The sequence below is a fragment of the Paeniglutamicibacter sulfureus genome, from assembly GCF_039535115.1.
GTDB lineage: Bacteria > Actinomycetota > Actinomycetes > Actinomycetales > Micrococcaceae > Paeniglutamicibacter > Paeniglutamicibacter sulfureus.
In genome coordinates this window covers 2,145,678-2,171,127 of record NZ_BAAAWO010000001.1, presented here as the reverse complement: position 1 = coordinate 2,171,127, position 25,450 = coordinate 2,145,678, and the positions used below count along the sequence as shown (strand labels likewise).

The 25,450-nt window shown below is 65.7% G+C and carries 26 protein-coding genes; 17 read left to right on the top strand and 9 right to left on the bottom strand.

Going from position 1 to position 25,450, the window contains the following annotated elements; genetic code table 11:
• Positions 1 to 45: 45 nt before the first annotated feature.
• The 6 genes from ABD687_RS09915 to ABD687_RS09890 all read left to right on the top strand — a co-directional run bounded on the left by ABD687_RS09915 (position 46) and on the right by ABD687_RS09890 (position 5,223).
• A complete protein-coding gene (locus ABD687_RS09915; protein WP_310291686.1) occupies positions 46 to 390 on the top strand; it encodes a non-heme iron oxygenase ferredoxin subunit in 345 nt (114 codons plus the stop codon).
• A 49-nt stretch (positions 391 to 439) separates the two neighbouring features.
• Positions 440 to 1,651, top strand: coding sequence for an NAD(P)/FAD-dependent oxidoreductase (locus ABD687_RS09910; protein WP_310291688.1), 1,212 nt, complete (start codon positions 440 to 442; stop codon positions 1,649 to 1,651).
• A gap of 36 nt (positions 1,652 to 1,687) precedes the next feature.
• On the top strand, positions 1,688 to 2,233 hold the full coding sequence (locus ABD687_RS09905; RefSeq protein ID WP_310291690.1) for an aromatic-ring-hydroxylating dioxygenase subunit beta: 546 nt from the start codon (positions 1,688 to 1,690) through the stop codon (positions 2,231 to 2,233).
• Positions 2,234 to 2,303: 70 nt separating this feature from the next.
• Positions 2,304 to 3,152, top strand: coding sequence for an SDR family NAD(P)-dependent oxidoreductase (locus ABD687_RS09900; protein WP_310291692.1), 849 nt, complete (start codon positions 2,304 to 2,306; stop codon positions 3,150 to 3,152).
• A complete protein-coding gene (locus ABD687_RS09895) occupies positions 3,149 to 4,741 on the top strand; it encodes an acyl-CoA synthetase (protein WP_310291696.1) in 1,593 nt (530 codons plus the stop codon). The genes ABD687_RS09900 and ABD687_RS09895 overlap by 4 nt, the downstream gene beginning before the upstream one ends.
• Positions 4,741 to 5,223, top strand: coding sequence for a hypothetical protein (locus ABD687_RS09890; protein ID WP_310291699.1), 483 nt, complete (start codon positions 4,741 to 4,743; stop codon positions 5,221 to 5,223). The genes ABD687_RS09895 and ABD687_RS09890 overlap by 1 nt, the downstream gene beginning before the upstream one ends.
• Positions 5,224 to 5,304: 81 nt before the next feature.
• Here ABD687_RS09890 and ABD687_RS09885 read toward each other — a convergent pair whose 3' ends face one another.
• A complete protein-coding gene (locus ABD687_RS09885; RefSeq protein ID WP_302264497.1) occupies positions 5,305 to 6,114 on the bottom strand; it encodes an IclR family transcriptional regulator in 810 nt (269 codons plus the stop codon).
• A 126-nt stretch (positions 6,115 to 6,240) separates the two neighbouring features.
• Here ABD687_RS09885 and ABD687_RS09880 point away from each other — a divergent pair, with 126 nt between their 5' ends.
• Complete coding sequence (locus ABD687_RS09880) at positions 6,241 to 6,810, top strand: helix-turn-helix domain-containing protein (protein WP_302264498.1); 570 nt, start codon at positions 6,241 to 6,243, stop codon at positions 6,808 to 6,810.
• 24 nt (positions 6,811 to 6,834) lie between these two features.
• Here ABD687_RS09880 and ABD687_RS09875 read toward each other — a convergent pair whose 3' ends face one another.
• Positions 6,835 to 7,299, bottom strand: coding sequence for a PaaI family thioesterase (locus tag ABD687_RS09875; RefSeq protein WP_302264499.1), 465 nt, complete (start codon positions 7,297 to 7,299; stop codon positions 6,835 to 6,837).
• 200 nt (positions 7,300 to 7,499) lie between these two features.
• Positions 7,500 to 8,360 (bottom strand): alpha/beta fold hydrolase, encoded by an 861-nt coding sequence (locus tag ABD687_RS09870; RefSeq protein ID WP_302264501.1) that lies wholly within the window; start codon positions 8,358 to 8,360, stop codon positions 7,500 to 7,502.
• Between the two features lie 318 nt (positions 8,361 to 8,678).
• On the opposite strand from ABD687_RS09870, the gene ABD687_RS09865 reads away from it, so the two are divergent.
• The gene (locus tag ABD687_RS09865; RefSeq protein ID WP_310291704.1) at positions 8,679 to 9,890 is read left to right on the top strand and encodes an NAD(P)/FAD-dependent oxidoreductase; all 1,212 of its coding nucleotides are present in this window, start codon (positions 8,679 to 8,681) and stop codon (positions 9,888 to 9,890) included.
• 63 nt (positions 9,891 to 9,953) lie between these two features.
• Here the strand turns inward: ABD687_RS09865 and ABD687_RS09860 are convergent, their stop codons facing one another.
• Positions 9,954 to 10,511 carry a dihydrofolate reductase family protein gene (locus ABD687_RS09860; protein ID WP_310291707.1) on the bottom strand — a complete coding sequence of 186 codons (558 nt, stop codon included), beginning with the start codon at positions 10,509 to 10,511 and terminating at the stop codon, positions 9,954 to 9,956.
• Positions 10,512 to 10,677: 166 nt separating this feature from the next.
• Between ABD687_RS09860 and ABD687_RS09855 the strand changes: the two genes are divergently transcribed.
• Complete coding sequence (locus ABD687_RS09855; protein ID WP_310291710.1) at positions 10,678 to 11,040, top strand: non-heme iron oxygenase ferredoxin subunit; 363 nt, start codon at positions 10,678 to 10,680, stop codon at positions 11,038 to 11,040.
• An 8-nt stretch (positions 11,041 to 11,048) separates the two neighbouring features.
• On the opposite strand, the gene ABD687_RS09850 is transcribed toward ABD687_RS09855, so the two are convergent.
• Entirely contained in the window at positions 11,049 to 11,882 is an 834-nt protein-coding gene (locus tag ABD687_RS09850; protein ID WP_310291712.1) for a hypothetical protein, read from the bottom strand.
• Between the two features lie 204 nt (positions 11,883 to 12,086).
• Here ABD687_RS09850 and ABD687_RS09845 point away from each other — a divergent pair, with 204 nt between their 5' ends.
• The 4 genes from ABD687_RS09845 (at position 12,087) to ABD687_RS09830 (ending at position 15,990) form a co-directional block, all read left to right on the top strand.
• On the top strand, positions 12,087 to 13,373 hold the full coding sequence (locus ABD687_RS09845; protein ID WP_310291715.1) for an MFS transporter: 1,287 nt from the start codon (positions 12,087 to 12,089) through the stop codon (positions 13,371 to 13,373).
• 82 nt (positions 13,374 to 13,455) lie between these two features.
• The gene (locus ABD687_RS09840) at positions 13,456 to 13,908 is read left to right on the top strand and encodes a DedA family protein (RefSeq protein ID WP_310291719.1); all 453 of its coding nucleotides are present in this window, start codon (positions 13,456 to 13,458) and stop codon (positions 13,906 to 13,908) included.
• Between the two features lie 191 nt (positions 13,909 to 14,099).
• Entirely contained in the window at positions 14,100 to 15,401 is a 1,302-nt protein-coding gene (locus tag ABD687_RS09835) for a S1C family serine protease (RefSeq protein ID WP_310291722.1), read from the top strand.
• A 169-nt stretch (positions 15,402 to 15,570) separates the two neighbouring features.
• On the top strand, positions 15,571 to 15,990 hold the full coding sequence (locus ABD687_RS09830) for an Lrp/AsnC family transcriptional regulator (protein ID WP_254455817.1): 420 nt from the start codon (positions 15,571 to 15,573) through the stop codon (positions 15,988 to 15,990).
• A 7-nt stretch (positions 15,991 to 15,997) separates the two neighbouring features.
• Here the strand turns inward: ABD687_RS09830 and ABD687_RS09825 are convergent, their stop codons facing one another.
• Positions 15,998 to 17,455, bottom strand: coding sequence for a GuaB1 family IMP dehydrogenase-related protein (locus tag ABD687_RS09825; RefSeq protein WP_310291724.1), 1,458 nt, complete (start codon positions 17,453 to 17,455; stop codon positions 15,998 to 16,000).
• Between the two features lie 242 nt (positions 17,456 to 17,697).
• Between ABD687_RS09825 and ABD687_RS09820 the strand changes: the two genes are divergently transcribed.
• The 3 genes from ABD687_RS09820 to ABD687_RS09810 all read left to right on the top strand — a co-directional run bounded on the left by ABD687_RS09820 (position 17,698) and on the right by ABD687_RS09810 (position 20,321).
• The gene (locus ABD687_RS09820) at positions 17,698 to 17,991 is read left to right on the top strand and encodes a DUF1540 domain-containing protein (protein ID WP_302264509.1); all 294 of its coding nucleotides are present in this window, start codon (positions 17,698 to 17,700) and stop codon (positions 17,989 to 17,991) included.
• A gap of 227 nt (positions 17,992 to 18,218) precedes the next feature.
• The gene (locus ABD687_RS09815; protein ID WP_264270156.1) at positions 18,219 to 19,436 is read left to right on the top strand and encodes an NRAMP family divalent metal transporter; all 1,218 of its coding nucleotides are present in this window, start codon (positions 18,219 to 18,221) and stop codon (positions 19,434 to 19,436) included.
• A 69-nt stretch (positions 19,437 to 19,505) separates the two neighbouring features.
• Entirely contained in the window at positions 19,506 to 20,321 is an 816-nt protein-coding gene (locus ABD687_RS09810; RefSeq protein ID WP_310291729.1) for a putative hydro-lyase, read from the top strand.
• 254 nt (positions 20,322 to 20,575) lie between these two features.
• Here the strand turns inward: ABD687_RS09810 and ABD687_RS09805 are convergent, their stop codons facing one another.
• A complete protein-coding gene (locus tag ABD687_RS09805; protein ID WP_310291731.1) occupies positions 20,576 to 21,577 on the bottom strand; it encodes an adenosine deaminase in 1,002 nt (333 codons plus the stop codon).
• 87 nt (positions 21,578 to 21,664) lie between these two features.
• Here ABD687_RS09805 and ABD687_RS09800 point away from each other — a divergent pair, with 87 nt between their 5' ends.
• Entirely contained in the window at positions 21,665 to 23,047 is a 1,383-nt protein-coding gene (locus tag ABD687_RS09800) for an MFS transporter (protein ID WP_344760986.1), read from the top strand.
• Positions 23,048 to 23,073: 26 nt separating this feature from the next.
• Here ABD687_RS09800 and ABD687_RS09795 read toward each other — a convergent pair whose 3' ends face one another.
• Together ABD687_RS09795 and ABD687_RS09790 are read right to left on the bottom strand one after the other, a co-directional pair.
• Positions 23,074 to 23,586, bottom strand: a complete 513-nt coding sequence (locus ABD687_RS09795; RefSeq protein WP_310291736.1) for a hypothetical protein — start codon at positions 23,584 to 23,586, stop codon at positions 23,074 to 23,076.
• A gap of 117 nt (positions 23,587 to 23,703) precedes the next feature.
• Positions 23,704 to 25,365, bottom strand: a complete 1,662-nt coding sequence (locus ABD687_RS09790; protein ID WP_310291739.1) for a PucR family transcriptional regulator — start codon at positions 25,363 to 25,365, stop codon at positions 23,704 to 23,706.
• Positions 25,366 to 25,450 lie beyond the last annotated feature (85 nt).

The following is a 25,450-nucleotide window of genomic DNA, read 5'->3' as shown; positions in this document are numbered from 1 at the left end:
GCAGCAGCTGCCACCACCCACACGGATTTTTAGCAGGAGGACGCCATGAGCGAAGCAATCAATATCGGAACCATCGATGACATCGACGAGGGAGAAGCGAAGGTCATCCCCGCCGAGGAGAACGGCACGGGCGAGGACATCGCGGTGTTCCACGCCGAGGACGGCAACTTCTATGCGCTGGACGACACCTGCACGCATGAGACCGCGTCCCTTGCCGACGGCTGGATCGAGGGCACCGAGGTCGAATGCCCGGTGCACTCGGCCAAGTTCTGCCTGAAATCCGGCACGGCCCTGTGCATGCCCGCCACCCTCGCTGCCCGCACCCACAAGGTCGAGGTTTCAGGCAACGACGTGCTGCTTTACCCGGCCGTGAGCGTCGTCGACGCCTAGCCGCAATCGTCCACTTTCTTCCACCCGCCTGAAACCCAAGGAAAAATCGATGAGCGTCGAATCTGTTGTGATCATTGGTGGTGGCCTCTCCGGCTTCACCGCCGCCAAGGAACTGCGGGGACGCGGTTTCGCCGGGACGCTGTCCATCATCGACCCGGAGGGCCTGCCCTACGACCGTCCACCGTTGAGCAAGGACTACCTGGCCGGTTCCAAGGACGCAGCAGGAATCGCCCTGGCGCCGGCAACCTGGTACGTGGAAAACAACGTCACCGTCATCACCGGCACCGCCACCGCGCTGGACCCGGACGCGGGCACGGCAACGCTGGCTGACGGCAGGGTGCTGGTCGCGGACCGCTTCGTGCTGGCCACCGGCGGGCGGGCCCGCCGCCTGTCCATCCCCGGCGGGGACCTTCCCGGGGTCCTGGAACTTCGCACCAAGAATGATGCCGACACGCTGCGTGGGCTCCTGGCTCCGGGCGTCCGCCTCGCGATTGTCGGTGCCGGGCTGATCGGTGCGGAAACAGCTTCCTCCGCCCGCGCTTTCGGTGCGGAAGTCACGTTAGTCGACCCCGTGGAAATCCCGCTGGTCCCGGCAATCGGCGAAGTGCTGGCCAGCCGACTGCACGCCATGCATTCCGAGCACCAGGTGCGCACCGTCACCGGAATCCCGGAGGAAATCACCCAAGACGCCGAGGGCTACGGCATCCTTCTGTCTACCGGTGAAACCATCGCGGCCGACGTGGTGCTGGTGGGCATCGGCATCATCGCCGCCACCGAACTGGCCGAGGCCGCCGGCCTGGATACAGACAACGGGGTGCTGGTCGATGAACGAGGCGCCACTTCCCACCCGCGCGTATTCGCGGTGGGCGACTCCGCCCGTACCCGGCTGGCCGACGGCACGCTGCTGCGCCGCGCCGAGCACTGGGAACACGCCATGAACGCCGGAGCCACGGCGGCCGCCGCGATCCTGAACCAGGAGCCGCCGGTGCACGGCGCATCCTGGTTCTGGTCGGACCGGCACGGGGTACACGTAGAGGGCGTGGGGTCGATGCACGGGGATGGCGAGCACGTGGTGCGGATGCTTGACGGCGTGCCGATCGCGGCCTTCCGCCTCGACGCCGAGGGCCTGATGCTCGGAGCCGCGGCTATCGACGGCGGGCTGACGGTGCGGGCGGCACGCCGCATCATTGACCGCAGCATCAAGGTCGATCCGCTCGCGCTGGCCGATCCGGCCACCGAACTGAAGAAATTGGCGCGCTAGCGGCGCCCGGCAACGATCCAAAGAAACGGAAACACCATGACCCAGGAAACCGGCACGCAGTTCCAGGTGCGTCTGGCCGACGCCGAACTGACCCACGCAGTGGCGCAGTTCTATTTCCACGAGGCCGAGCTGCTCGACGACGGGCGTTTCGCCGACTGGCTGGAGATCTTCGACGAGGACCTTTTCTACTTTGCCCCGCTGCGCACCAACAGGCTGCGCCGCCAGGCCGCCCTGTCCATTGGGCAACCGGGGGAGGCAGCCTACTTCGACGAGACCAAGGAGTCGTTGGCCTGGCGCATCCGCCGCTACGACTCGGGCATGGCCTGGGCCGAAGACCCGCCCTCGCGCACCCGCCACCTGATCTCCAACGTGATGGTGCGGCACACCGGGGACTCCGAACTCACGGTCCGCTGCGCCTTCCTGGTCTACCGGAACCGGCTGCACACCGAGACCGACATCTACGCCGGCGGACGCACCGACGTGGTCCGCGTCCAGCCCGACGGAGGCTTCAAAGTCGCCAAGCGCGAGATCCTTTTCGATGCGAATGTTTTGCAGGCCAAGAACCTGTCGACCTTCTTCTAGACCCTGCAGGCAGGGGCACCGTCCCTCCAGTCCCTACACATCAATGGAATAACACGAGAGTGAGCAGATCATGAGCACCACGGCACCAGGCTGGCTCGAGGGCAGCGTCGCCCTGATCACCGGAGGAGGCTCCGGCATCGGACGCGCGGTGGCCGACCGCTACCTCGCCGAGGGGGCGAGCGTGGCGATCTTCGGCCGCGATGCTGCCAAGCTGCAGACCGTCGTCGATGCCTCGGCCGATCCCTCGCGGATGATGGCCATCGCCGGGGACGTGCGCGATGCCGACTCCCTGGCCTCCGCGGTCACCGACGTCGTGACGCGCTTCGGCAAGCTCGACACCGTGGTGCCCAACGCCGGGATCTGGGACTTCAACCGTTCCCTGACCCGGCTCTCACCCACGGAACTCGGTGCAAGCTTCGACGAGCTCTTCGAGATCAACGTCAAGGGCTACCTGCTCACCGTCCAGGCCGCCTGGAAGGAACTGGTCGCAGCCAACGGTTCGGTCGTCATGACCCTGTCCAACGCCTCCTTCCATCCGGCCGGCGGCGGCCCGGTCTACACCGCAGCAAAGTTCGCTGCCCGCGGCCTGGTCACCCAGCTCGCCTACGAACTCGCACCCAAGGTGCGGGTCAACGGCGTGGCGGTGGGCGGGATGGACACAGACTTGAGCGGACCGAGTGCCACCGGCCTGGAAAACCGCACCATCGCGGCGTCGTTCGCGCGCTCGGAGATCACCGGGAACAACCCGCTGATCCCGCTGCACCACGCCTCGGTCGACCCGGTGGACTTCACCGGGTCCTACGTCCTGCTGGCCTCGAAGGCCAATGCGGGTAACATCACCGGTGCCATCATTCCCGCGGACGGCGGCATTGCCGTGCGCGGGTTCGGCGCCCAGGCAGCTGGAGGAGACCACCTGTGAACTTCATCGACCGCAATCCCGTGGTGGGGCTCGAACGCCAAACCATCTACTTCCCCCACCAGCTCCTGTTCACCTACGAGGAGCGCACCTGGGACTACGCCTCGTTCTTCGCCGAGGTCCGCGAGCAGGCCACGGCGCTCCACGCGGCCGGTGTGGCGCCGGGGGAGCGCGTTGCCTACCTGGGGCTGAACTCGGTCTCCTTCATGCGCACCATGTTTGCCTGCTGGTGGCTCGGGGCCGTGTTCGTCCCGCTGAACTTCCGCCTGGCGCCGCGCGAGATCGCCGGGCTGCTGGATCAGTGCAACCCGCGGGCGCTCTTCGTCGAGCCCGGGCACCGGGAGACCCTCGAGACCATGCTCGGCTACGCGGACGTCGAGACCGGCGACATGGCCCTGCTGCTCATCGACGACGACCCCGCCGTTCCCGCACCCGCGACCATCGCCGCACCCTGGACGCCGGCATCGGCGTGGGTGCGCGAGGGCGTCTCCGGTGCCGCGGAACCGGCCATCCAGGGCGCCGACGAGGACGATCTGGCGATCCTCATGTTCACTTCCGGCACCACCGGGCAGCCCAAGGGCGTGGAACTGTCCTACGGCAACATCTGGTGGAACTCGGTCAACGTCGACTCGCTGGTGGACACCCGCCGCGGGGACACCAACCTGGCCGTGGCCCCGCTCTTCCACATCGGCGGGCTGAACGCGCTGACCATCCGGGTCATCGTGCGCGGCGGCCACGTGGTGGTACGGCGCACCTTCGACCCCCGGCAGGCCCTGAAGGACATCCATGAGTACAAGGTCAACCAGGCGTTCCTGGTGCCGGCCATGCTGTCGGCGATGGCCCAGGCCGACGAATTCGCCGACGCGAAACTTGAATCTCTGCGCGCGCTGATCTGCGCCGGTGCCCCGGTGCCTACGATCCTGCTGCGCCAGTACCAGGCCAAGGGGGTGGAGGTGCAGCAGGCGTGGGGACTGACCGAGACCGCTCCCTTCGCCACCTACCTTCCGGCGGAACTGACCCACCAGCGTCCGGGCTCCTGCGGGGTGCCCATGCCGTTCACCCAGATCAAGGTCGTTGACCCGCTGACCGGGGTCGAGGTGGAGGAAGCCGGACAAACCGGTGAGCTGTTGGTCAAGGGACCCAACGTCACCAAGCGCTACTGGAACAATCCGCAGGCCACCGAGTCGGCGTTCTCCGATGGCTGGTTCCGCTCCGGGGACATCGGCTACCGGGACGCCGATGGGTTCCTGTACGTGGTCGACCGGCTCAAGGACATGATCATCACCGGCGGGGAGAACGTCTACCCGGCCGAGGTCGAGCGTGCGCTGATGGAATACCCAGGCGTCCTGGACGTCGCGGTGGTGGGTGTGACCGATGAGCAGTGGGGAGAGGCCGTGGTCGCGGTCATGAGCTGTGCCGACGGAACCGTCCCGAGCATCGAGGAAGTGCGCGAATTCTCCGCCTCGCTGCTGGCCCGCTACAAGCTTCCCAAGCGGCTCATCATCACGGGGGCGGTCCCGCGCAATGGATCGGGCAAGCTCGACAAGCCGGCCGTACGCCTGCTGGCCAACAACACCCTGGAGGCCAAGTAATGTCCGGGCACGACCACGACCACGCCCACGACGACGTCGACCTGCTCAGGTGGCCCGACGCACTGGGTCCCGAATGGACCTGCGAGGCCGCGGCGGCCGCGCCGGGCCACGAATCCACGCTGATCATCCGCCGAGCCGGAAGCCAGGTGGCCACGGTGGACGTGATGCGGATCGTGGATTCCGAATTCGCCGCCACCTACCCTTCGGGGCTGCGCGACAGGCTCCTGCTTCCCGACGCGGGTGCGCCGGCCGAGGCAATCCAGCTGGCCTCGGAATCCGTGATGGACGCCGACCCCGCCTGCCGCCGCCTGGTCATGGCCTGTGCGGAGGACGACCTGGAGACCATTGGCATCGCAGAGACGGCTGGGTACCGGTTCGTGGTGGAGGTGGACCTGCATCGCGGGTCGTTCGCGCTGCTGACCGCCGAACCGGCTTGGGTGCTCGAGGAATCGCGGAACATCGACGAGGTTCCCACCGTCTAGCCCGTGCTCCAAGACCGGCGGGTGTCGCCGGCGCCTATGAACGCGCCAGAGGCACCCGCCGGTTCCTTCTTGCCCCGATCCCTATGCGGTTTGCGCATGGCGTAGCTGCTGCCGCTGGCGTGCGCTGACCGCGGCGACGGCGCGCGAGGCCGCATAGCAGACCTTGCGCAGGACCTCGGATTGCGAGTCGGGAATGAACTTGCCGGTGGGACCGGAAATCGACAAGGCCGCCACTGGCTTGCCTCCCGGGCCCATCACGGGAGCGGCGATGCAATTGAGGCCCATCAGGATTTCCTCCCGATCGAAGCCAACATGCTCCTTGCGGATAGTGGCCAGTTCTATCCGGAGCGCCTCCGGATCGGTGATGGTGTGCGGGGTCCATGCCGACATTTCACTACGCAGCGCCTCGTCGGCACTCGCGGGGTCGAAGGCCAGCAGGACCTTGCCCACCGCGGTGCAATAAGCAGGTGCCATGCCGCCGATCCGTGAGGGGCTGCGAACCTGCAGATGCCCGTAGAGCTTATTGAGGTAAATAACGTCGGTGCCCTGCAGCACTGCCAGGTGCACGGTTTGCTTGGTTAGTTCATAAAGGTCGGCGAGATAGGGCGTCAGCACATCGCGCATCCGCCCGTGCGCTGCCGATTCCTGGGTATCGCCGAGGCTCAGGATCATCTTGCCCAAGCGGTAGGCGTTGCCCGCCCGCTCCACCGCCCCGTTGCGCTGCAACATCCCCAGCAGGCGGAAAGCGGTTGACTTGGAAAGATCGGCCCGGCGCGCCAATTCGCTGACACCGACGCCGCCCACTGAATCCTGACCGAAGGCGTTAAGCAGCGACATGGCCTTGTCCACTGCGGTGCGGTCATCGCGTTGCTGAACTGGGCTCAGGGACATCTCGGGAAACCTCCAACGTTGCCACCCGAGAGATACTGGGAAGTTTTCGGGCGTGTTACAAGTGTCGTGGGGAAAGTGACGCATGTCAAACATGACAAATTGTCATCTATAAGTGACGATAGATGCATGGCGATGAACAACGTGGTCTCACGGAACATCCAGCGAATCCGCACCGAACGGGAGCTGTCCCTTGGCGAGCTGGCCCGCCGCGCGGGTGTGTCAAAGCAGACCCTGTCCAAGATCGAACAAGGCCTTGGCAATCCCACCATCGGCACGCTCGAGGAAGTGGCGCGTGCGTTGAGCGTCCGGATCGGCGGCCTGCTGACCGAGTGGGGCTCTCCCGTCCTCATGCGGCGCAAGGCCGAGGGGGAATGGAGTGCCAGGCCGCAGGGCCCAACCCGGGACCTGGACCAGATCTATGGATCGGGCTATGTGCGCACCCAGTTGCTGGCTGTCGCGACGCCGCTGGAGGGCGCCAACGGAACCACGTTGAGCACAGGATCGCTCCACCAGGTCTATGTGATCGAGGGCCTGGTCGAAATCCGCTATGGCGCCGAGCTGGTGCAATTGTCCGAAGGGGACTTCCTGCGTTTCCCGGCCGATGTCGAGCATGTCTTCGGCACGCCCGATGGCAAGGCCCTGCTGCACATCACCACCACCGCGCCGCACGTGGCGCAGTTCGCGTCCGAAGGCTAACCGGGCGCCGGCCTCGGACCCGCGTCAGGCCGTTGTCCGCTCCTCGGCCCGCGCGTACTGGCCCGGTGTTTCCAGCACAGCCAGCGTGCAGCGTGAAATACACACAAGCTTGCCGACTTCGTTGCTGATCCTGATTTCCCAGACCTGGGTCTTGCGGCCCACGTGGATGGGGCTTGCTACTCCGTAGACCCATTGCCCGGCAATGCCGGCGCGAAGGTGGTTGGCGTTGATTTCCTGGCCGACCACGTGGAAGCGTGCCGCGTCCACGGTCAGCGATCCGGCCCAGGATGCCAGCGTCTCGGCCAGCGCCACCGAAGCCCCGCCATGCAGCACCCCTGCCGGCTGGATCGTGTGCTCGTTGACCGGCATGCGCCCCGTGAGCGTGGCCTCGGTGAACGAGGTGATTTCAATGCCCAGGATTGCGTTCAACGTGCCCTTGGCCTTGTCGTTGAGTTCTTGGATGTCGAATTCTTGTGCCCAAAGCTTCATGTTCGTTGGCTCCCGGGATGGTTCTCGCAGTGGCGCGGCAACCTTGTTTGGGCCGCAGGTTCTTCACGAGCCTATTGGGGTGGTGCCCAGATGGGGCAGGGTTCATGCCGCTGGCCGGAACGACGGAAGCCCCGCCGGTCCTGGTGCGGACGGGCGGGGCTTGCGGACGGGCGGGGCTTGCGGGCGGCTGCCTGGCGAAACTACTTGGCCATGTGCAGTGCGAGGTAGGCCTTGATGACCTGGTTGAATTCGTTGGCGCGTTCGACCTGGGACCAGTGGCCGCATTGGTTGAAGATGTGGGAGTCGGCGGTGGGGATGACGGCCTGGAGTTCGTGGGTGCGGCTGACCGGGATGACGACGTCCTGCATGCCGTGGACCAGCAGCACCGGAATCTCGAGCTTGCCCAGGACCTCGAAGTCCAGCGGCAGGGCGTCGCGGTCGCGGTCGCGGGCGGTGACGACCTCGACGAGGCGGTCCGAGGCGGTGTCGTTCAGCGCGGAGGCGTAGCGCAGGGCGACGAGTTCGTCGGTGACCAGGGACTTGTCGACGACGAACTGTTCCAGGGTGCGGCGGATGCCTGCCTCGGAAAGCTCGGGCTTGGCGTGGCCGGAGAGCGCGGCGGTCTTCTTGGCGCCGCCGGTGCCCATGGAGACGATGCCCAGCAGGCGCTCGGGGAAGTCGATGGCGAACTGCATGGCGACCCAGCCGCCGATGGAGTTGCCGACGATCCAGGTCTTGTCGATGCCCAGGGCGTCCAGGACGCGCACGGCGTGGCGGACCCATTCCTTGATGCCGTATTCGATGCCCTCGGGCACGACGGTCTGGCCGTAGCCGACGGAGTCGATGGCGATGCAGCGGCCGGAGGCGGCCAACTCGGGAAGGTTCAGCCACCAGTTGGCGGCGGCGGTGACGCCGGTGCCGGAGCCATGCAGGAAGAGGATCGGGGTGCCCTCGCCGAGCTCGTGGTAGTGGGTGATTTCGCCTTCGGCGGTTTGAAGCCACTTGTCTTCGAGGCCGAAGAAGGCGTCGGTCGTGTAATCGGGAATCTGGGTGACGGTCATCGTGAAACTCCTGCGTAATTCGGTGAGCCGGACGGTGGTTTAGCTCCACCCTAGACGCGTGCCCGGGTGCCGGGGGATGAATCGTGCCAACCTGCGGCACGAAATCGGCGGACACAGGATTCAAAGTCGCCATCACCCGTGAAGACCGCTTGGCAAGCATTGCACTGGTGCAAGAAATTTATGCGGGCCCCGCGCCCTCCGGGGCGGCGCCGCTTTGTGCGCCGCGGCGCGCACGCGCGATGATGGGGGAAGGGAAGTGCCGGACCGGGAGTCCCGCCACCCCCCCGCCTCGACCACATCGACAGATCGGTAACATCCATGAACATCGAATCCATCCTGATCGTTGGAGGCGGCCTGGCCGGATTCACCGTGGCGCAGAACCTGCGCGTCCGCGGATACGCCGGAACGTTACAGATCATCGATCCGGCAGGGATCCCCTATGACCGTCCGCCCCTGAGCAAGGGCTACCTGCTGGGGGATAAGGATGCCGCGGGCATCGAGCTGGCCCCCGCTTCATGGTTCGCCGAACACCGGGTGGAACTTCTTCCGGGCACGGTGCGCGCCCTGGAACTCGAGCCCCTGGGGGTGGAACTGGAGGACGGTCGCACGCTGCATGCCGACCGCCTGGTCCTGGCCACCGGCGGCTCCGCACGCCCGCTCCCGATCCCGGGCGGGGACCTGGACTCCGTGTTGGTGCTGCGCGACCGCGCGGATGCAGACAGGCTGCGGGCCAAGATCGTCCCCGGGACGCGGCTGGCCATCGTCGGGGCCGGGCTCATCGGTGCCGAGGTCGCCTCCTCGGCCCGGCAGCTGGGCGCTGAGGTCACGCTCGTTGACCCCATGGACCCGCCTCTGGTTCCCGCGGTCGGCCCCGAGTTGGCCAGGCGGCTGCACGCCATGCATGCCGACGCCGGGATCACCGTCATCCACGGCGCCCCCGTGGGCATCGCGCGCACTGCCGACGGTCACCGGCTGGAGCTGGCTGACGGCCGGGTCGTTGAGTGCGATGAGGTGCTGGTGGGCATCGGCATCATCCCCAACACCGAGCTGGCGCAGGCCGCGGGACTCGAAACCGACAACGGGGTGCTGGTCGATGAAAACCAGCGCACCTCGCACCCGAGCGTATTCGCCGTGGGGGACATGGCCCGTACCCGGAGGCCCGACGGAACGTTGCTGCGCCGCGGTGAGCATTGGGAGTACGCCATGAACACCGGGGCCACCGCCGCCGCGGCGATCCTGGAGCAGGACCTGCCGGTGCACGGCGCCTCCTGGTTCTGGTCCGACCGGCACGGCACCCACGTGGAGGGAGTCGGGGACATGAACGCCGAGGGCACCACGATCCTGCGGATCAACGAGGGGGAACCCGTGGCCGCCTTCCGCATCGCGGCCGACGGGCGGATGCTGGGGGCAGCGGCCATCGATGGGGGACTGACCATCAAGGCTGCGCGGCGCATCATCGACAAGGGCATCATCGTCCAGGCCGCGGCGCTCGCCGATCCGGGAATTCAACTGAAGAAGCTGGCACGTTAGGCACGGTCACCAGGATCCGGGCGAGGAGGCGGGGCATTCGCCGACCGCGACCGGACCCGTGGCCTAGCCTTTCGGCTCGTACCGCATGGCCACCGCCCCCGAGGCGAACTCCAGCCGGCTCACGAGTCGCAAATCGATATGCCTGGACAATCCCTCGAACAACTTTGGCCCGTGGCCCGTCAACCGGGGATGCACCACGAACTCGTACTCATCGATCAACCCCAACTCCGCCAGCGCCAATGGAAGCTTCATGCCGCCCACGAAAATTCCCTGGCCGGTCTCTGCCTTGAGCTGTCGGACGGCTTTTTCCAGGTCCCCGCGCACGAGCTCTGCGTTCCAATCGACGCTTTCCAGGGTGCTCGAGACGACGTACTTCCTCGCCGCGTCGATCGTCCGGGCGAAGGGCTCCATCCAAGCGGGCCTCGCCTCCGCAACCCCGGCAGCCCCCGGCGACCGCCACGCTTCCTCCATCATCTGGTAGGTCACCCGGCCAAAGAGAAGGGCGTCGGCCCGGACGAGGTTCTCAACAGCATGTCGATGCAGATCCTCGTCGACGACTCCCGCACGATGATCGCAGCACCCATCCAAGGTGACGTTGATGGAGTACCTAAGGGGTCTCATGGCGCAAGAGTACCCACTGGACGCGGGGCATGGAATACAAGATCAGCCGTTCGCCGTCGGCACACTTCGGTTCTTCCTTGCCTCCGTGCCGCGGCGGGGCCAGACTGGAGGCGGGACAACGGCATGATGGTGCTTGCCCCCCCGCCAGCAGGAAGGCAGAGCCAGGATGGACACCGAACCCACCGGAGACAGCCCGCGCACCGTGGATCTGGGAGAGGTGGACATGCTGGAACCGGGCACTGCCGTGCTGGTTTCGGGAGAGACCAGCGGGTATCCGGAGGACATCGGCCTCTTTCGCACCGAGGCGGGGGATTACTACGCCCTGGACGATGAGTGCCCGCACGAGGTTGCTTCCCTGTCCGAGGGGTGGATCGAGGGGGACGAGATCGAATGCCCGCTGCATTCCTCGCGCTTCGACCTGCGGGACGGCAAGGTGCTTTGCCTGCCGGCGCTCAACGATGCCCGCACCCACAAGGTCGAGGTCAGGGACGGACGTGTGCTCCTGTTCCCGGGAACCGACGCCCCGTGACCCCCCTGCTAGGGAATCGGACGCAAGGTTGCCACGCGCACCAGGGCCGCCCCGGTGCCCAGCTCGGCCCGGTCTCCGGGATTGGCCCAGTAATGCTCCAAGGTGCGCAGGAGCTGGTCCGGGTTGGCCGTGAGTTCATGGACCAGGATGACCACTTTTCCTGCCCGTGCCTGTTCCCCGGCCTCCTGGCGTACCACGATCCAGGCCGGGCCGCGCTTGCCCAGGGGCTTGTGCCGTGCGGGATCGGCCGCCTCGATGCCGGCGACATCGTTCCAATAGATTTCCCTGGCGCCGCGCGATCCATGGACCACAATGCGGCTGCGGGTGAGGTAGACACCGGGTTCCTGGGACGCTGCCGCAATGCGGGCCAACCGGATTCCGCGGTTCAGCACGTATACGCCGGTGGCCAACAGAAAAATCGCCAACAAGATGATCAGGACCAGCGGGTCGTAGTCCTGGAGGATCAGCAGCCGGGCGCTCAGTGCCACGGTGGCGACCAAAATCACCACCGCCAGACCCATCACCACGGCTGCCCATTGGGCCGAGGTCCGGAACATCGGGAACCACGTGGCGGCGCGCGGCCCCGTGCTGGTCAGAACGGCCTCGGTGCCCGCGGCGTGATCCTCCGTGGGGCGCCGGTAGGCGGATGCCACGCCGAGCAATACCGCCAGGGCACTGGCGATCAGTGCCGTGGACAACACGGGACTGGCATGCAGTGCGGCATAGATTCCGGTGCCGGCCAGAAAGGCGAACAACACAAAAGATGGCAGAAGATGGTGCGCCATTTTCCAGCCGCTGTGGCGCGGTGCCCACAGGGGTGCCTCGGAACCGGTTTTGCTCATGTCACCAGCCTAAGCCGCCGATTGGATGAAAGACGTTACACACTGCGCCATGGCGTCTTCTCCAACGGGACATTCGCTGTGTATCTCGCCTACGATAAACGCACTATGGAATCGATTCGCAAACGCGTAAAAGTAATCACTTGGCTGCTGATTGCCGCCCTGGTCGTCGGCACCGGAGCCGGCCTGCTTTCTGGCGTGCTCTAAATGACGCATAACCCCAACGATCCCGCGACGCTTCCCGGAGGAGGCGAGGCGGGACTTCCCGAGGCCCTGCGCACACCAACGGTAAACGTCAAGCGCAGCTGGGTAGCCTCGGTTGTCGCCATCAACATCGGCATCAACATTGTCTTCTTTGCCCCCATCAACGTGTTGCTCGGGTTGCAGGCCACGGCCATCGACGCCGGGTCCAAGGAAGCCATCCTGTCGCTGGTCACCGCCTGCGGCGCATCCGTGGCGCTGGTGGCCAACCCGCTGTTCGGGGCGCTCTCGGATCGCACCGTCTCCAAGATGGGGCGTCGCTCGCCCTGGATTCTCGCCGGGGCCATCCTGGGTGCCGCCTCGCTGTTGATGCTTTCCGGGGCCACCACCGTCGGGTTGATGCTGTTGGGTTGGTGCGGCCTGCAGGCAGGTGCCAACTCCGCCTATGCCGCGGTCACCGCCACGATCCCGGACCGCGTGCCGGAACGCCGGCGCGGCGGAATCGGCGGGCTGGCGGCCATGGGGCAAACCGTGGGCATCCTGCTGGGTGCCGTGGTGGGCTTCATGATCACGGGGAATATCGCCGTTGGCTACATCATCTGCGCCGCAGCCCTGGTCGTCTCCGTCATTCCCTACGTGCTGCGTGCCAACGACCCTGCCCTGCCGCGCGAGTTCCGTCCCGCCTTCAAATTGCTGGACTTCGCCAAGGGCTTCTGGATCAACCCGATGACCCACCGGGACTTCGGGTGGGCCTGGCTGACCCGGTTCATGATGAACACCGGCAACCAGATGACCATCGTGTACCTGCTGTTCTTCCTCACTGACGTCGTCAAGTACCCCGACCCCGCCGGAGGAGTGCTGATCCTGACCGGCATCTACGCGATCATGGTCATCATCAGCGCCGTGCTCCTGGGTCCGATCAGCGACAGGTCCGGCAAGCGCAAGATCTTCGTGATCGTCTCCTCGATCGTCGTGGCCTCCTCCGCCCTGATCATCGCGGTGTCGCAGAACTTCGCCGGCGCGCTCATCGGTGCCGCCGTCCTGGGGCTTGGTTTTGGCGCCTACCTTGCTGTCGATTTTGCGCTGTTGACCCAGGTCCTGCCCTCGGCCAAATCCCGTGGCAAGGACATGGGCGTGATCAATGTGGCCAACTCGCTGCCGCAGGTCATCGCCCCGGCGTTGGCCTTCTTCGCCGTGAAGGTGCTGGGCGGTTACACGGCCTTGTTCATCGTTGCGGCGGTCATTGGCATCTTCGGCGCCCTGCTGGTGCGCAACATCCGCTCGGTACCCTAGGCGTCGCACGGCCCGCGCCGGCCGGTGTCTGGTGGCTCACCAAAACCGCACAACGGGCGGCAGCACCGATAGGCTGGGACCCATGGCATGGTTACGCGACGCACCGTTTGGCTGGGCCTTCGCGTTCCTCTTTTTGCTGGCCATGGCGCGGGCCAACACCACTTACTGGATTGGCCGAGGCATCGCCGCCGGGGTGGAGCACACCCGCTTCCAGCATGTGCTGACCGGCCCAATCTACCGGCGAGCCGAACGCTTCATCCAGCGTTGGGGCGTGTTTGCCATTCCGCTATCCTTCATGACAGTGGGCATCCAGACCGCCGTCAATGCCAGCGCCGGCGTCGCCCGGATGCCGGTGCTGCGCTACCTTCCGGCCGTCATTGTCGGGTGCCTGATCTGGGCCACCATCTATTCCACCGTTGGCATGGCGGTGATCTACGCGTGGCTGGCCCTGGGATGGCAGTGGATCGTTGCAGGGGCGCTGGTCCTTCTCATCGCGACCTTGGCCTGGATCCGCTACCGCCGGCGCGACAGCTGAGGCGAATATCGTCGATCAGCGGCGTGAGCAGTACATAACGATTGCGCCATCGTTCCGGGTTCACTCTGGCTACTCGTGCCATCCCTGACTAGTCTGTGGAAAATGTTGTTCGGCGTGTGAGTCTCTTGGGGAGCTTGGCAATGGCGATTTGTAATAAGAACCTACGGTCCGCATCGAGAATCTTGACGGCCGTGTTTCTGGGGGTTTCGCTCAGCGCCTGCGTCATGATTGATGCCTCGCCCGAGCCGACGGACACTTCTCCCGCCGTCCCTTCGCAGGTATCATCCCCGGTAACCACCAGCCCTGTCGAGAACCCGACTCCGAGCTCAGAGGCGCCGTCCGCCCCCGCATCGAGCACGGAACCGGTCGCCGAATGGACGGACGTCATCAAGGACGCACGCTCCGGGGTGGCACACCTGCTGGTCACGCGATGCGAGAACGAGGGTGCGGGCAGTGGATTCCTCATCGATGACGATTTGGTGGTGACAGCGGCACACGTAGTGAAGGACGCCGCCGAAATCACGTTGCGAGTCGACGACGAGCTGGTGAGCGGCCAGGTCTTGGGAACCAACGACAGGTCGGATATTGCATTGGTCCGTCTTGCCCGGACCAGTGAAGGGCACCAATTTTCATTCATTGACGGTGACCCGGAAATCGGCACCGAGATACAGGCACTGGGGTTCCCGCAGAACCTGACAGTGAAGGACGAAAGGGAATCCAACAGCGGATTCACTGCCACCATCGGTTCCGTGTCGGCCGGGGACCAGACCGCACGCTATGAATCGGGGCCCATTGAGAACATGATCAGGATCGACGCATCCGTGGATTCGGGAAATTCCGGTGGCCCCTTGATTACGAAGGACGGGAAAGTGGTCGGGCTTGTCAGCGGGGTACGGATGACGGCGGATGGATCGCCGGTCAACGGATGGGGCTATGCCGTGATCGCTCCGCGTATTTCTGTTGCAGTAACGGAGTGGAAAGAACGCAGCACAATGGTGGCATTAAAATCCTGCGCGAATGCACCGGCTCCGGACGGCACCGCCGTCTACTCGGAAGTCCTTTCGTCCCACGACCAGGCTCCGGGCATTGCACAGAGCCTGGTGGCGCACGGCCAAGCCATTAACAACGGCAATTACGAATCCGCCTACTCGATCTTCACGGGCAACATCCTGGGCAGGATTGGAAGCCTTCCGGAATGGTCGGATGGGATCTCAACCTCGTATTGGCTTGGATTGCTGGTTGATGACGTGAAGGGGGCCGATGACACCGTGACAGCTCGCGCCAGGCTGGTGACGGCCCAGGATCCGGTTCTCCACAGTCCTGCCGGAACCATGGACCAGGCATGTTCGATCTGGACCATGGACTACACGATGGAGTGGGACGGTACCCGATGGCTCATGGAAGATGTTGAAAGCATTGGTCTCCCCGAGGACTGCACCACGGAAATGGAAGACCGCGACAACACCGACCCCAACGACGACATTGGTGACTAGTCTTGGGCTTCCTGCAGCGTGTTGAGGTCTTTGGCAAATATTCGTCGGTAGGATTCAGGAAACCAACGAAACATTGCGAAAGCTGGGTACAGACTTGGCCATCACGACAAGGAACCCCCGCGAGGCCGGCCCCGTGGAGCTCGATGACATCGACCGCGGGCTGCTGCGCATGCTCACGGAGAACGCCCGCCGCACCAACAACTCGCTCGCCGAGGAACTGGGCATCGCGCCATCGACCTGCCTGGCCCGGCTCAACGCCCTGCGCTCTGCCGGGGTCATCCGCCGCTTTACCCTGGAAATCGATCCCGAGGTCCTGGGCCACGCGCTCGAGGCGTTGATCTTCGTGAAGATCCGCCCGGGCGCCCGCCACCTGATGTCGAGCTTTGCCGAGGAAATGCGCGCCAAGCCCGGGGTCACCCAGCTCTTCTTCCTGGGCGGTGCCGACGACTTTCTGATCCACGTCGCGGTGCGCGACTCAAAGGACGTGCGCCAGTTCGTGCTCGACAACCTCTCGGCAAACCCAGCGGTTGCCACGACGCAGACCTCGCTGGTCTTCGAGCACAGCCAGGGCGCGGTGCCCTGGCTGTAGCCCGGCTTTACCAGGAGACCTCGCGCGGACGCCCCTCCTCATAGCCGGCGGCGGACTGCACCCCGACAATGGCGCGCTCGCGGAACTGGGCAATCGAGTCCGCCCCGGCGTAGCTGAAGGCTGAGCGGACCCCGGAAACGATCGAATCGATGAGGTCTTCCACGCCCGGCCGGTGCTGGTCCAGGTACATGCGGGAGTGTGAGATCCCTTCCTCAAAGAGCGCCGCACGGGCCCGCTCAAACGCCGACTGGTGCTTGGTGCGCTGCTGCACCGCGCGGGCCGAGGCCATGCCGAAGCTTTCCTTGTAGAGCCGCCCTTCGCCGTCGGAGACCAGGTCCCCTGCCGATTCGTAGGTCCCCGCGAACCAGGATCCGACCATCACGCTGGCGGCGCCTGCCGCCAGCGCCAGGGCCACGTCGCGCGGGTATTTGACGCCGCCGTCGGCCCACACCTCGACGCCGGCCTCGCGCGCCGCGGCCGCGCATTCCAGGACGGCGGAGAACTGCGGGCGTCCCACCCCGGTCATCATCCGGGTGGTGCACATGGCGCCGGGCCCCACCCCGACCTTCAGGATGTCTGCGCCGGCCTCGGCCAGGTCCCGGGTGCCGGCAGCGGAGACCACGTTTCCCGCCGCGATCTGGATCCGGCGCCCGGTGCGTTGGGCAAAGTCGTCGCGGGCCGCAACCGCCAGGGGCAGGGCCTCGATCATTCGCTCCTGGTGGCCGTGGGCGGTGTCCAGCACGATGACGTCCACGCCGGCCTCGAGCAGGTCGCGGGTCTTGGCGCCCACGTCGCCGTTGATTCCCACGGCTGCCCCGACCATCAGGTTTCCTGCGGGATCCACTGCCGGGGTGTAAAGCGCGGACCGCAGAACGCCCTTGCGGGTCAACACCCCGGCGAGGTGCTCGCCGTCGAGCACCGGGACCATGCCCAGGTGTCGGGTGCTGAGTGTCTCGAACACCGAGTCGAGGTGCGTGTCCTTGTCCACGGTGACGATTTCGGAGGTCATGACTTGGTGAATCGGGGTGAAGCGGTCGACTTCCAGGCAGTCCTTTTCCGCGACGATGCCCACCGGGCGGTGGCCCTCCAGCACCACCGCCGCACCGTGCGAGCGCTTGCCCAGCAGCGCCAGGGCGGTGGAGACCGAGTCGTTGACGTCCACGGTGATGGGGGTTTCGAAGACCGGGTGGGCGCGCTTGATCTTCTCGACCATGTCTTGCAGGGCGGCCAGGGAGATGTCCTGGGGCAGGATCGTGATCCCGCCGCGGCGGGCCACCGTTTCGGCCATGCGCTTGCCGGCCACCGCCGTCATGTTCGAAACGACCAGCGGGATGGAGGTGCCCACCGAATCCGGCGTGGTGAGGTCCACCCCGGACCGGGACACCACCGCCGAGCGCGAGGGAACCATGAAGATGTCGTTGTAGGTCAGGTCGTGGGTTGGTTGCAGATCATTGAGAAACTTCACTTGCTCAGGCTACAGCCGCGGTGACATCGCGCGCGTGGCGCGCGTCACGGCGGGCGTGGTGTGGGATCGGGATTTGGGCATGTTCCGCGCGCGGAATTGCGCGCCCGGAATCCTGTACCCGTGGGTAGCAAGCCGCCGGATTAGGGCCCATAAACATCACTAATTTCCGGGCGCGGTTTGGGGTTACCGTGGTATCCAGAGCGGTTCGAAATCCGCGAGACCGCCGGTTCGAGGAGTGCATCATGACAGTCACCGTGCCCGTTACCGAATGTTCCGTATCCAATTGCTCGTTCAACGACCACACCCATTGCGGGGCCTCCGGCATCACCATCGGCGGAAATACCGACCACGCGCAATGCGCGACGTTCATCGACACCGGCGTGCACGGCGGCCTGCCCAAGATCCTGGCCTCGGTGGGTGCCTGCCAGCGCATGGAATGCACCCACAATGACCACCTGATGTGTGCAGCGGACTCGGTGCGCGTGGGGCCCGGTGCGGACAATGCGGACTGTCTCACGTACGAACACGGCGCCTGAGCCGCGACTGTTTGGGCCCTTCCCGGCGCTGGTGAACCACGGCGCCGGGGAGGGCCTTGTCGTGCGCGGGTCGGGAGTCCTTTCCGCGGGTTCCCTCCGGCGTCGGGGGAGGGGGGCCGAAATAAATTGTTGAACAACCTCTTGTCAAGATTGTTCAACAACCTGTAGTGTACTTCTCATCGCTCCCACTTGTGACAGCAGTCACCCGCAACCCGATGGATGGAATCATGGCCACTCCTAGCACGAAACCGAAGCTCAGCACTTCAGCCAGGCGCACCGCAATGCTGGGCGCCATGTTCCTCATGGCAACCAGCGCCATCGGGCCCGGCTTTATCACCCAGACCACTGAATTCACGGTCCAGATCGGCGCTTCCTTCGCCTTCGCGATCGTCGTCTCCATCCTGGTGGACATCGCCGTCCAGCTGAACGTGTGGCGCATCATCGGCGTTTCGGGCCTGCGTGCCCAGGAACTCGGCAACAAGGTCCTCCCCGGCATCGGCTGGGTCCTGGCGGGTCTGGTCTTCATCGGTGGCATGGTCTTCAATATCGGCAACATTGCCGGAACCGGCCTGGGCTTCAACGCCATGATGGGGCTTGACCCCAAGGTCGGCGGCATCATTTCCGCCGCCGTGGCGATCCTGATCTTCCTCTCCAAGCGCGCGGGCATGGCCCTGGACAAGATCGTGGTGCTGCTCGGCGCCATCATGATCCTGTTGATGCTGTATGTGGCAATCGTCGCCGCACCTCCGGTGGGCGAGGCCCTGAAGAACGCGGTGCTTCCGGAGAACATCAGCTTCCTGATCATCACCACCCTGATCGGCGGCACCGTGGGCGGCTACATTACCTACGCCGGTGCCCACCGCATGCTTGACTCCGGCGCCGCCGGCATCGAGAACGTCAAGGACATCACCAAGACCTCCATCTTGAGCATCATCGTCACCGGCATCATGCGCGTTCTCCTCTTCCTGGCCATCCTCGGCGTCGTCGCCGGCGGAGCCGTGCTGACCACGAACAACAAGGCCGCCGAGGCCTTCGGCATCGCCGCCGGCGACATCGGCATGCGGTCCTTCGGCGTGATCCTCTGGGCCGCCGCCCTGACCAGCGTCATCGGAGCCGCGTACACCTCGGTTTCCTTCATCACCAAGTCCACCACCCCGGAACGCACCCGCAACCTGCTCACCGTCGCCTTCATCGCCGTGTGTGCGGTCATCTACATGTTCCTGGGCCAGGCGCCGCAGACGCTGCTGATCTTCGCCGGGGCCTTCAACGGCCTGATCCTTCCCGTCGGCTTCGCGGTCCTGCTCTATGCCGCCTGGCGCCGCCGCGACTTGCTGCAAGGCTACGCGTACCCCAAGTGGCTGCTGATCGTCGGTGTCGTGACCTGGCTGCTGACGCTCTTCCTCGGCTGGAACTCCCTGGCCGGCCTGTCCAAGCTCTGGGCCTAGCCCGCCCACACCACCGCCCCGGCAACACCTTGCCAACAGGTCCGCCCCTTCGAAAGGACGCCAGCAGAAATGACAACCGCCAATTCTCCAACAACCGGAGCAGGGGAGCGCGCAACGCTGTCCCCGGCCCAGGCACGCGAACTGTTCCGCAACGGATTGACGGTTCCGACCGCCGGCTTCTCCCTCGGCTACGCCCAGGCCAACCTGATCATCGTGCCCAGGGACCAGGCTTTCGACGTGTTGCTCTTCGCCCAGCGCAACCCCAAGTCCTGCCCGATCCTGGGCGTGCTGGACGCGGGGGAGACCAGCGGGGACCTGCTGAAGGGCGGGGACATCCGCACCGACGTGCCGAAGTACATGGTCTATGAAAACGGCGTGAAGATCGCCGAGCCCACGGACCTGGCCGAGTACTGGCGAGATGACCTGGTGACGTTCATCGTCGGCTGCTCGTTCACCTTCGAGACAGCCCTGATGGAGGGCGGCATCAAGATCGCCCACATCGACCAGGGCGTGAATGTGCCGATGTTCAAGACGAACATCCGCAGCGCCTCGGCCGGCTCCATGTCAGGGCCCATGGTGGTGTCGATGCGCCCCATCCCCGCTTCACAGGTCGCCGATGCCGTGCGCATCACCTCGCGCTACCCGGCGGTGCACGGGGCCCCGGTGCACATCGGCAACCCGGAGGAGCTGGGCATCACGGACCTCTCGAAGCCGGACTTCGGCGACGCCGTCGAAATCCCGGCCGGGCACATCCCGGTGTTCTGGGCCTGCGGGGTCACGCCGCAGGCCGCGGTCATGGAATCCAAGCCCGCGCTGGCCATCGGCCACGCGCCGGGGCACATGCTCATCACCGACGCCCGCGACAGCAACTACCTGGTTCCCTAGGAACCCTTTCCCCCTCCACGAACGGGGTCCCGCGGGACCCCGTTCGAGGACCCCGATCCGCCAGGGAATTTCCTGCTCCCCCATGCAGGGGACTTCCCTGGTGCCCAAAAAGGGCCGTCGCCGGGAGCACCATCCCCTTGTCGACGCCCGTGAGAATCGCGTCCTGGTTCCCCCGGAATTCCGGCGCGATCCTCCGCCAAGGAAGTGCCCGTTCCCCCCAAAACGGGCACTTCCTTGGCTACTTTAACGGCTGCCTACCTGTCCCGGCCCACGGCCGACAGCCAGAAGTCCACCTCGGCGCACAGGCGGGACTTCGCCGGCTCCTCGAGGAAGGACGACTCGATCGAATTCCGTGCCAGTGTCGCCCGCTCGGCGTTCGTCAGGCCCAGCTCCCGGTCCACCGCCTCGAAGTTGGCGTCAAGGTAGCCGCCGAAATAGGCGGGGTCATCCGAATGGATGGAAACATTCAATCCCCGTACCAGCATCTCTTTCAGCGGATGGTCGGCCAGGGTGTCGACGGTGCGCAGCCGCACGTTGGAGAGCGGGCACACGGTCAGCGGCATCCGCTCCGAGACCAACCGCCGGACCAGGCCCTCGTCCTCGAGGCAGCGGATTCCGTGGTCGATGCGTTCAACCTTGAGCAGGTCAAGGGCCTGGACAATGTATTCCGGCGGCCCCTCCTCCCCGGCGTGCGCCACCACATGCAGCCCATGGTCGCGCGCATAGTCAAAGACCGCCCGGAACAGCGCGGGCGGATAGCCCAACTCCGAGGAATCCAGTCCGATGCCGTCGATCTGGTGCCCTTCGGCAAGAAGCGTGCGCAGGATTTCCATGGCCGAGGCCGCCGGGGCATGCCGCCAGAAGCAGGCGATGAGCTTGTGCGTGATGCCGAAGCGTTCCTCGCCCTCGCGCAGCGCCTCGCGGATGCCCCCGATGACCTCGCCCAGCCCGATCCCGCGTTCCAGGTGCGCCTGCGGGTCGAAGAACAACTCGACATGCCGCACTCCGGAGGCCTCGGCCCGGCGCAGGTAGGCCAGGGTGATCTCGTGGAAGTCGGCACGGGTCCGCAACACCGCAAGGTTGGTGTAGAACAGGTCAAGGAACGACTGAAGATTGCTGAAGTCGTACTGGTCCCTCAGCTGTTCCAGGGACGGCCACGGCAGCGTGACGCCGTTCTGCTTGGCCAGGCGCAGGATGGCCTCGGGTTCGAGCGTTCCTTCGAGGTGGATGTGCAATTCGGCAACGGGCAACTTCATGGTCTTGGCTCCTGTCGGTGGTCGACCAAGAATAGTCTCCCGGGTCCCTGCTTCCCCGCGTGCACGCCGGGGTGGCTGCCGCCGTGAGTGGCAAGTCACGGATCGGCTACCCCCTCCGCTGCCGTGGCAGACTGGTCGGTGAAGCGCTCGCGATCGAGCGCCGGAGACCTGCGCGAGACGCAGCCCGTGAGTGATGAGAAGGACAGGAACGTGAGCGTCACAACCGACCGGCGGAAGCATTGGTTCCCCGCTGCCCTGAGCCTGATGATGGTGGGCTGGGGAGCCAACCAATTCGTTTCCCTGCTGGTGTTCTACCGCCAGGAACACGGCTTCTCCGAGGTCATGGTTACCTCGATGCTCGGCATCTACGTCGTGGGCCTGGTTCCGGCGCTGCTGTGGGGCGGCCGGCACTCGGACCGGATCGGCCGCAAGCCCGTCACGCTCTTTGCCGTCACCCTGTCCATGGCGGCCAACGTGGCCATGATGGGGTCGGTCATTGGCACCGCACCGCTGTTCGGCGGAAGGTTCATGGCTGGCATTGCCACGGGGCTGGCCATGGCGGCGGCCACCAGTTGGGTCAAGGAACTCTCCCAGGCGCCGTGGGACTTGCACTCCGCTGCGGGATCGGGCGCACGACGCGCCTCACTGCTCACCAGCGCCGGCTTCTGGCTTGGGCCCGTCGTGGGAGGCTTGCTGGCCAGCTTCGCCCCCGCTCCGGCGATCATGCCCTACGCGCTGCACATCGCCTTGTGCATCCCGTTGCTTTTCATCGTGGCCAGGCTGCCCGAGACACGCTCTAGCGGTACCACCGGGGGCACGCCGGGCTCCCATCCGGCCCCGCACCCCGGGGCACGCAAGCGATTCAGGCTGGTGGTGGCGCCGGCCGCACCATGGGTGTTCGCGGCGGGCACCACAGGCTTTGCCGTTGTGCCGGCGGTTATCCCCGGGTTGGGAGAGGGACGGCTCGCGTACGCCACCGCAGCAGTGGCCATCACCCTGGGCTTCAGCGTGCTGATCCAGCCGCTGGCTCGCAGGCTGGACACTGTCCGAAATGCGCGCTCGCTGCTGACCGGAACGACCACCGCCTTCCTGGGACTGGCCGCCGTGCTCGTTGCGATCCTGGCTGCCAGCCCCGCGCTCGGCCTGGTAGCCTCCGCGGTCCTGGGCTCGGCCAACGGGCTGCTCATGGTCGGCGGGCTCCTGGAGATCCAGCGCCTGGCGGCCGCCCACGAATTGGGCAAGCTCACGGGCTTCTTCTACACGCTGGCGTATGTGGGGTTCCTGGCACCCACAGTGGTGGCCTTCGCCGCGCAGTGGATCCAGACCGCCTGGATCATGGCAGGGATGCTGGCTTTGTGCCTGGTGTCGCTGGCCTTCATCGGGGTGAACTCACGCAAGTATCTGCCGCCGCTGCTCGAGCGGGTCGACGCGGATCCGGCCGTTAAAGTCCGCAAGCACAAAACCAGCTAACTTTGGCGGGCGGCTGCCGCCACAGGTCAGCCGGTCACGCGGAAGGCCACGTGGGGCATGGCACAGGCGGCACGCACCACGCCCAACCCGGTGTCCCCGAAATCGGGATTCTCCACCCAATTATTGTGTCCGGTGTCGTCGCACCAGTCCACGGAATCGGGGGCCGCCGAGATGCCGTAGGTGCCTGGCATCAGGGTTGCCGGGATTTTCAGCACATGGTTGAAAGCTCCGTCGTCCGACATCGGGGCAAGTTCGCTGAGCAGGATCTCCTGGCGGGCGTTGACCAGGTCGATCCGTACTCTTGCTGCCTCGCCGTAGCGCGGATTGCACGTGGCTGCCGGAGCCGAAACCCGCAACGTCCCGCCCGGGGCAACGACGCGGGAATCCAACGTGTAGCCGGGCGGCATGCAGGGACCGGAGGAATGCAGCAACAATGAACACGCCGGCAGTCCCAGCAGGGCACCCGTCCCCAGAAGGGCCACCAACAGGCCCCGCGCGCAGGCGCCCAATCCCGGTGCCTGTGCCGCCATTCTCGTCATGGAACCCAGTCTGCGCGCCCGGGACGGTGCAGGACAGGGGGCGTGGAACAACGTTGCGTCATTGTTGTGGGGCGCCGGTCCCAGGGCAGCGCCGGCGCCGACACCCACCCTGGTGATTTACGCCGTGCGTCCCGTCGCGACACGCAATTGCACCCACAGCGCAAGCTGCTCGTCCCCGGTTGAAAAGTCCAGTCCGAACAATTCTGTGGCTCGTTTGATTCGGTAGCGCAGGGTGTTGGGATGCACGTTCAATGTCCGGGCTGCCAACGCCACGTCGCCCGTGGCGGCAAAGTAGGCGCACAGGCTTGACTGGTACTCGGTTCCCGAAGCGGCGTCGTTCTCCAGCAGTTCCCGCACCCCGGGATGCACCAACCGCGGCCGCGACCGCAGCACGCGCTCCAGTTGGTCCAGGAGCAAGGCCGCATTCACTTCCTTGGTTCCCACCACGCGGCCGGCACCTCGATGGGGGCCGGGGCTTTCGAGCACCCGCACCACGTCCTCAAGTTCCCTGCGCAGTTCGACCAGGCCCAGCAAACTGCCTTCCACGGAGCTTACGGCGACGTCCACTTGGCATCCCAGGCGGGCGGCCACGGCGCCGGACGCGCCGCCGGCAAGTCGCATGGCGGCTTGTTCGGATCCAATGGCCGGGACCAGGACGTAGACCATGGTCCCGGATTCCACCGCGGAGACATTGGGATGGAAAATCGAGCAGTATTGTTCGGCGGCGAGTGCCAGCTGGCGGGTCAGCGGAAATGCACTGCCGGGAGCCTTCCCAGCGGGCAGCGGGGCAAACTTGAAACCCAGCAGGACCGGGGACACCCCCTCCATGAGTCCGAAACGGGCAGAGGTTGCCGGATCGGAACCGTGTCCTTCCAGCGCCGATCGTAGCCATTCGGTGCGCACCTGGCGTTCCAGGTCCACTGCGTTTTGTGAACGCAGGATGTGAATGGCCGCAAGGCGTGCGACTTCCAGAATGGCGGCCTCCCCGTCGGGACCCAGCGTGGCCTTGTCCTCGATTACCCAAATTGAACCCAGCATTTGCCGGCCGGCGCGCACCGGCGCCGCACAGCGGGGCAATTCGCCGTCGTCGGGATCATAGGGGAAATGGACCACGGAATCGGTCAGCATGACGGACCGGTACTGGTCGGCGTTCTTATCCATTTGCGGAACCTGCCTGGCCAGGATGCCGCTGCGGCGCAGCGGGTCGACGGTATGCCGCTCTAGGTTCGAGTACGCGAGGATGTTCTGGTCCAGGTCCTCGATGGCCACTGCGCCGTCGGTGGCCGTGGCCAACGCGTTGGCCAGCACAAACAGGTCCTCTCCGTGCGAATTTGCAGCGTTGCTACCCGCGGGACGGCCGCTGGTCACCGCAGTGATGAGGTTGTCCAGATGCAGCCACGGGACCTGGTCATCAACGACGAGCACCGGCAGAGCCGCATGGGCCAGGTGCGCCGCGTCCGGTGCCTTCCCACGGTTCTTGACGACCACCGCGCCAAACCCATGCTCGGCCGCCCGCGCAATCAGGTCGTTCAGGGCCTCGTGGTTTGGTGCCATGCCCACGAGCAGCAGGATCCCGCCGGGAGTTTCCGGCAGCGGATCCAGGGGGTCATGGATGACCGGGACGGAAATCGAGGCGGCCAGGCCCCGGCTTCCGGTCAGCGGGGTCAGCAGCGGGGCGCCCAGGCTCTCCAGGAGCCCGGCCAAGGTGAGCGGTCGTCCGGTGCTGTTCAACGAGGTCCGTTCTTCCTGTGCCGTCCACGTCTTTAGCGGATCAGACAATAAATCGATTTCAAGCTTGGTTTGATCTACGAATTATTTCGGTGAGGTCAATCCTACAGTTGACGCAGATCACATTATCCCCCGG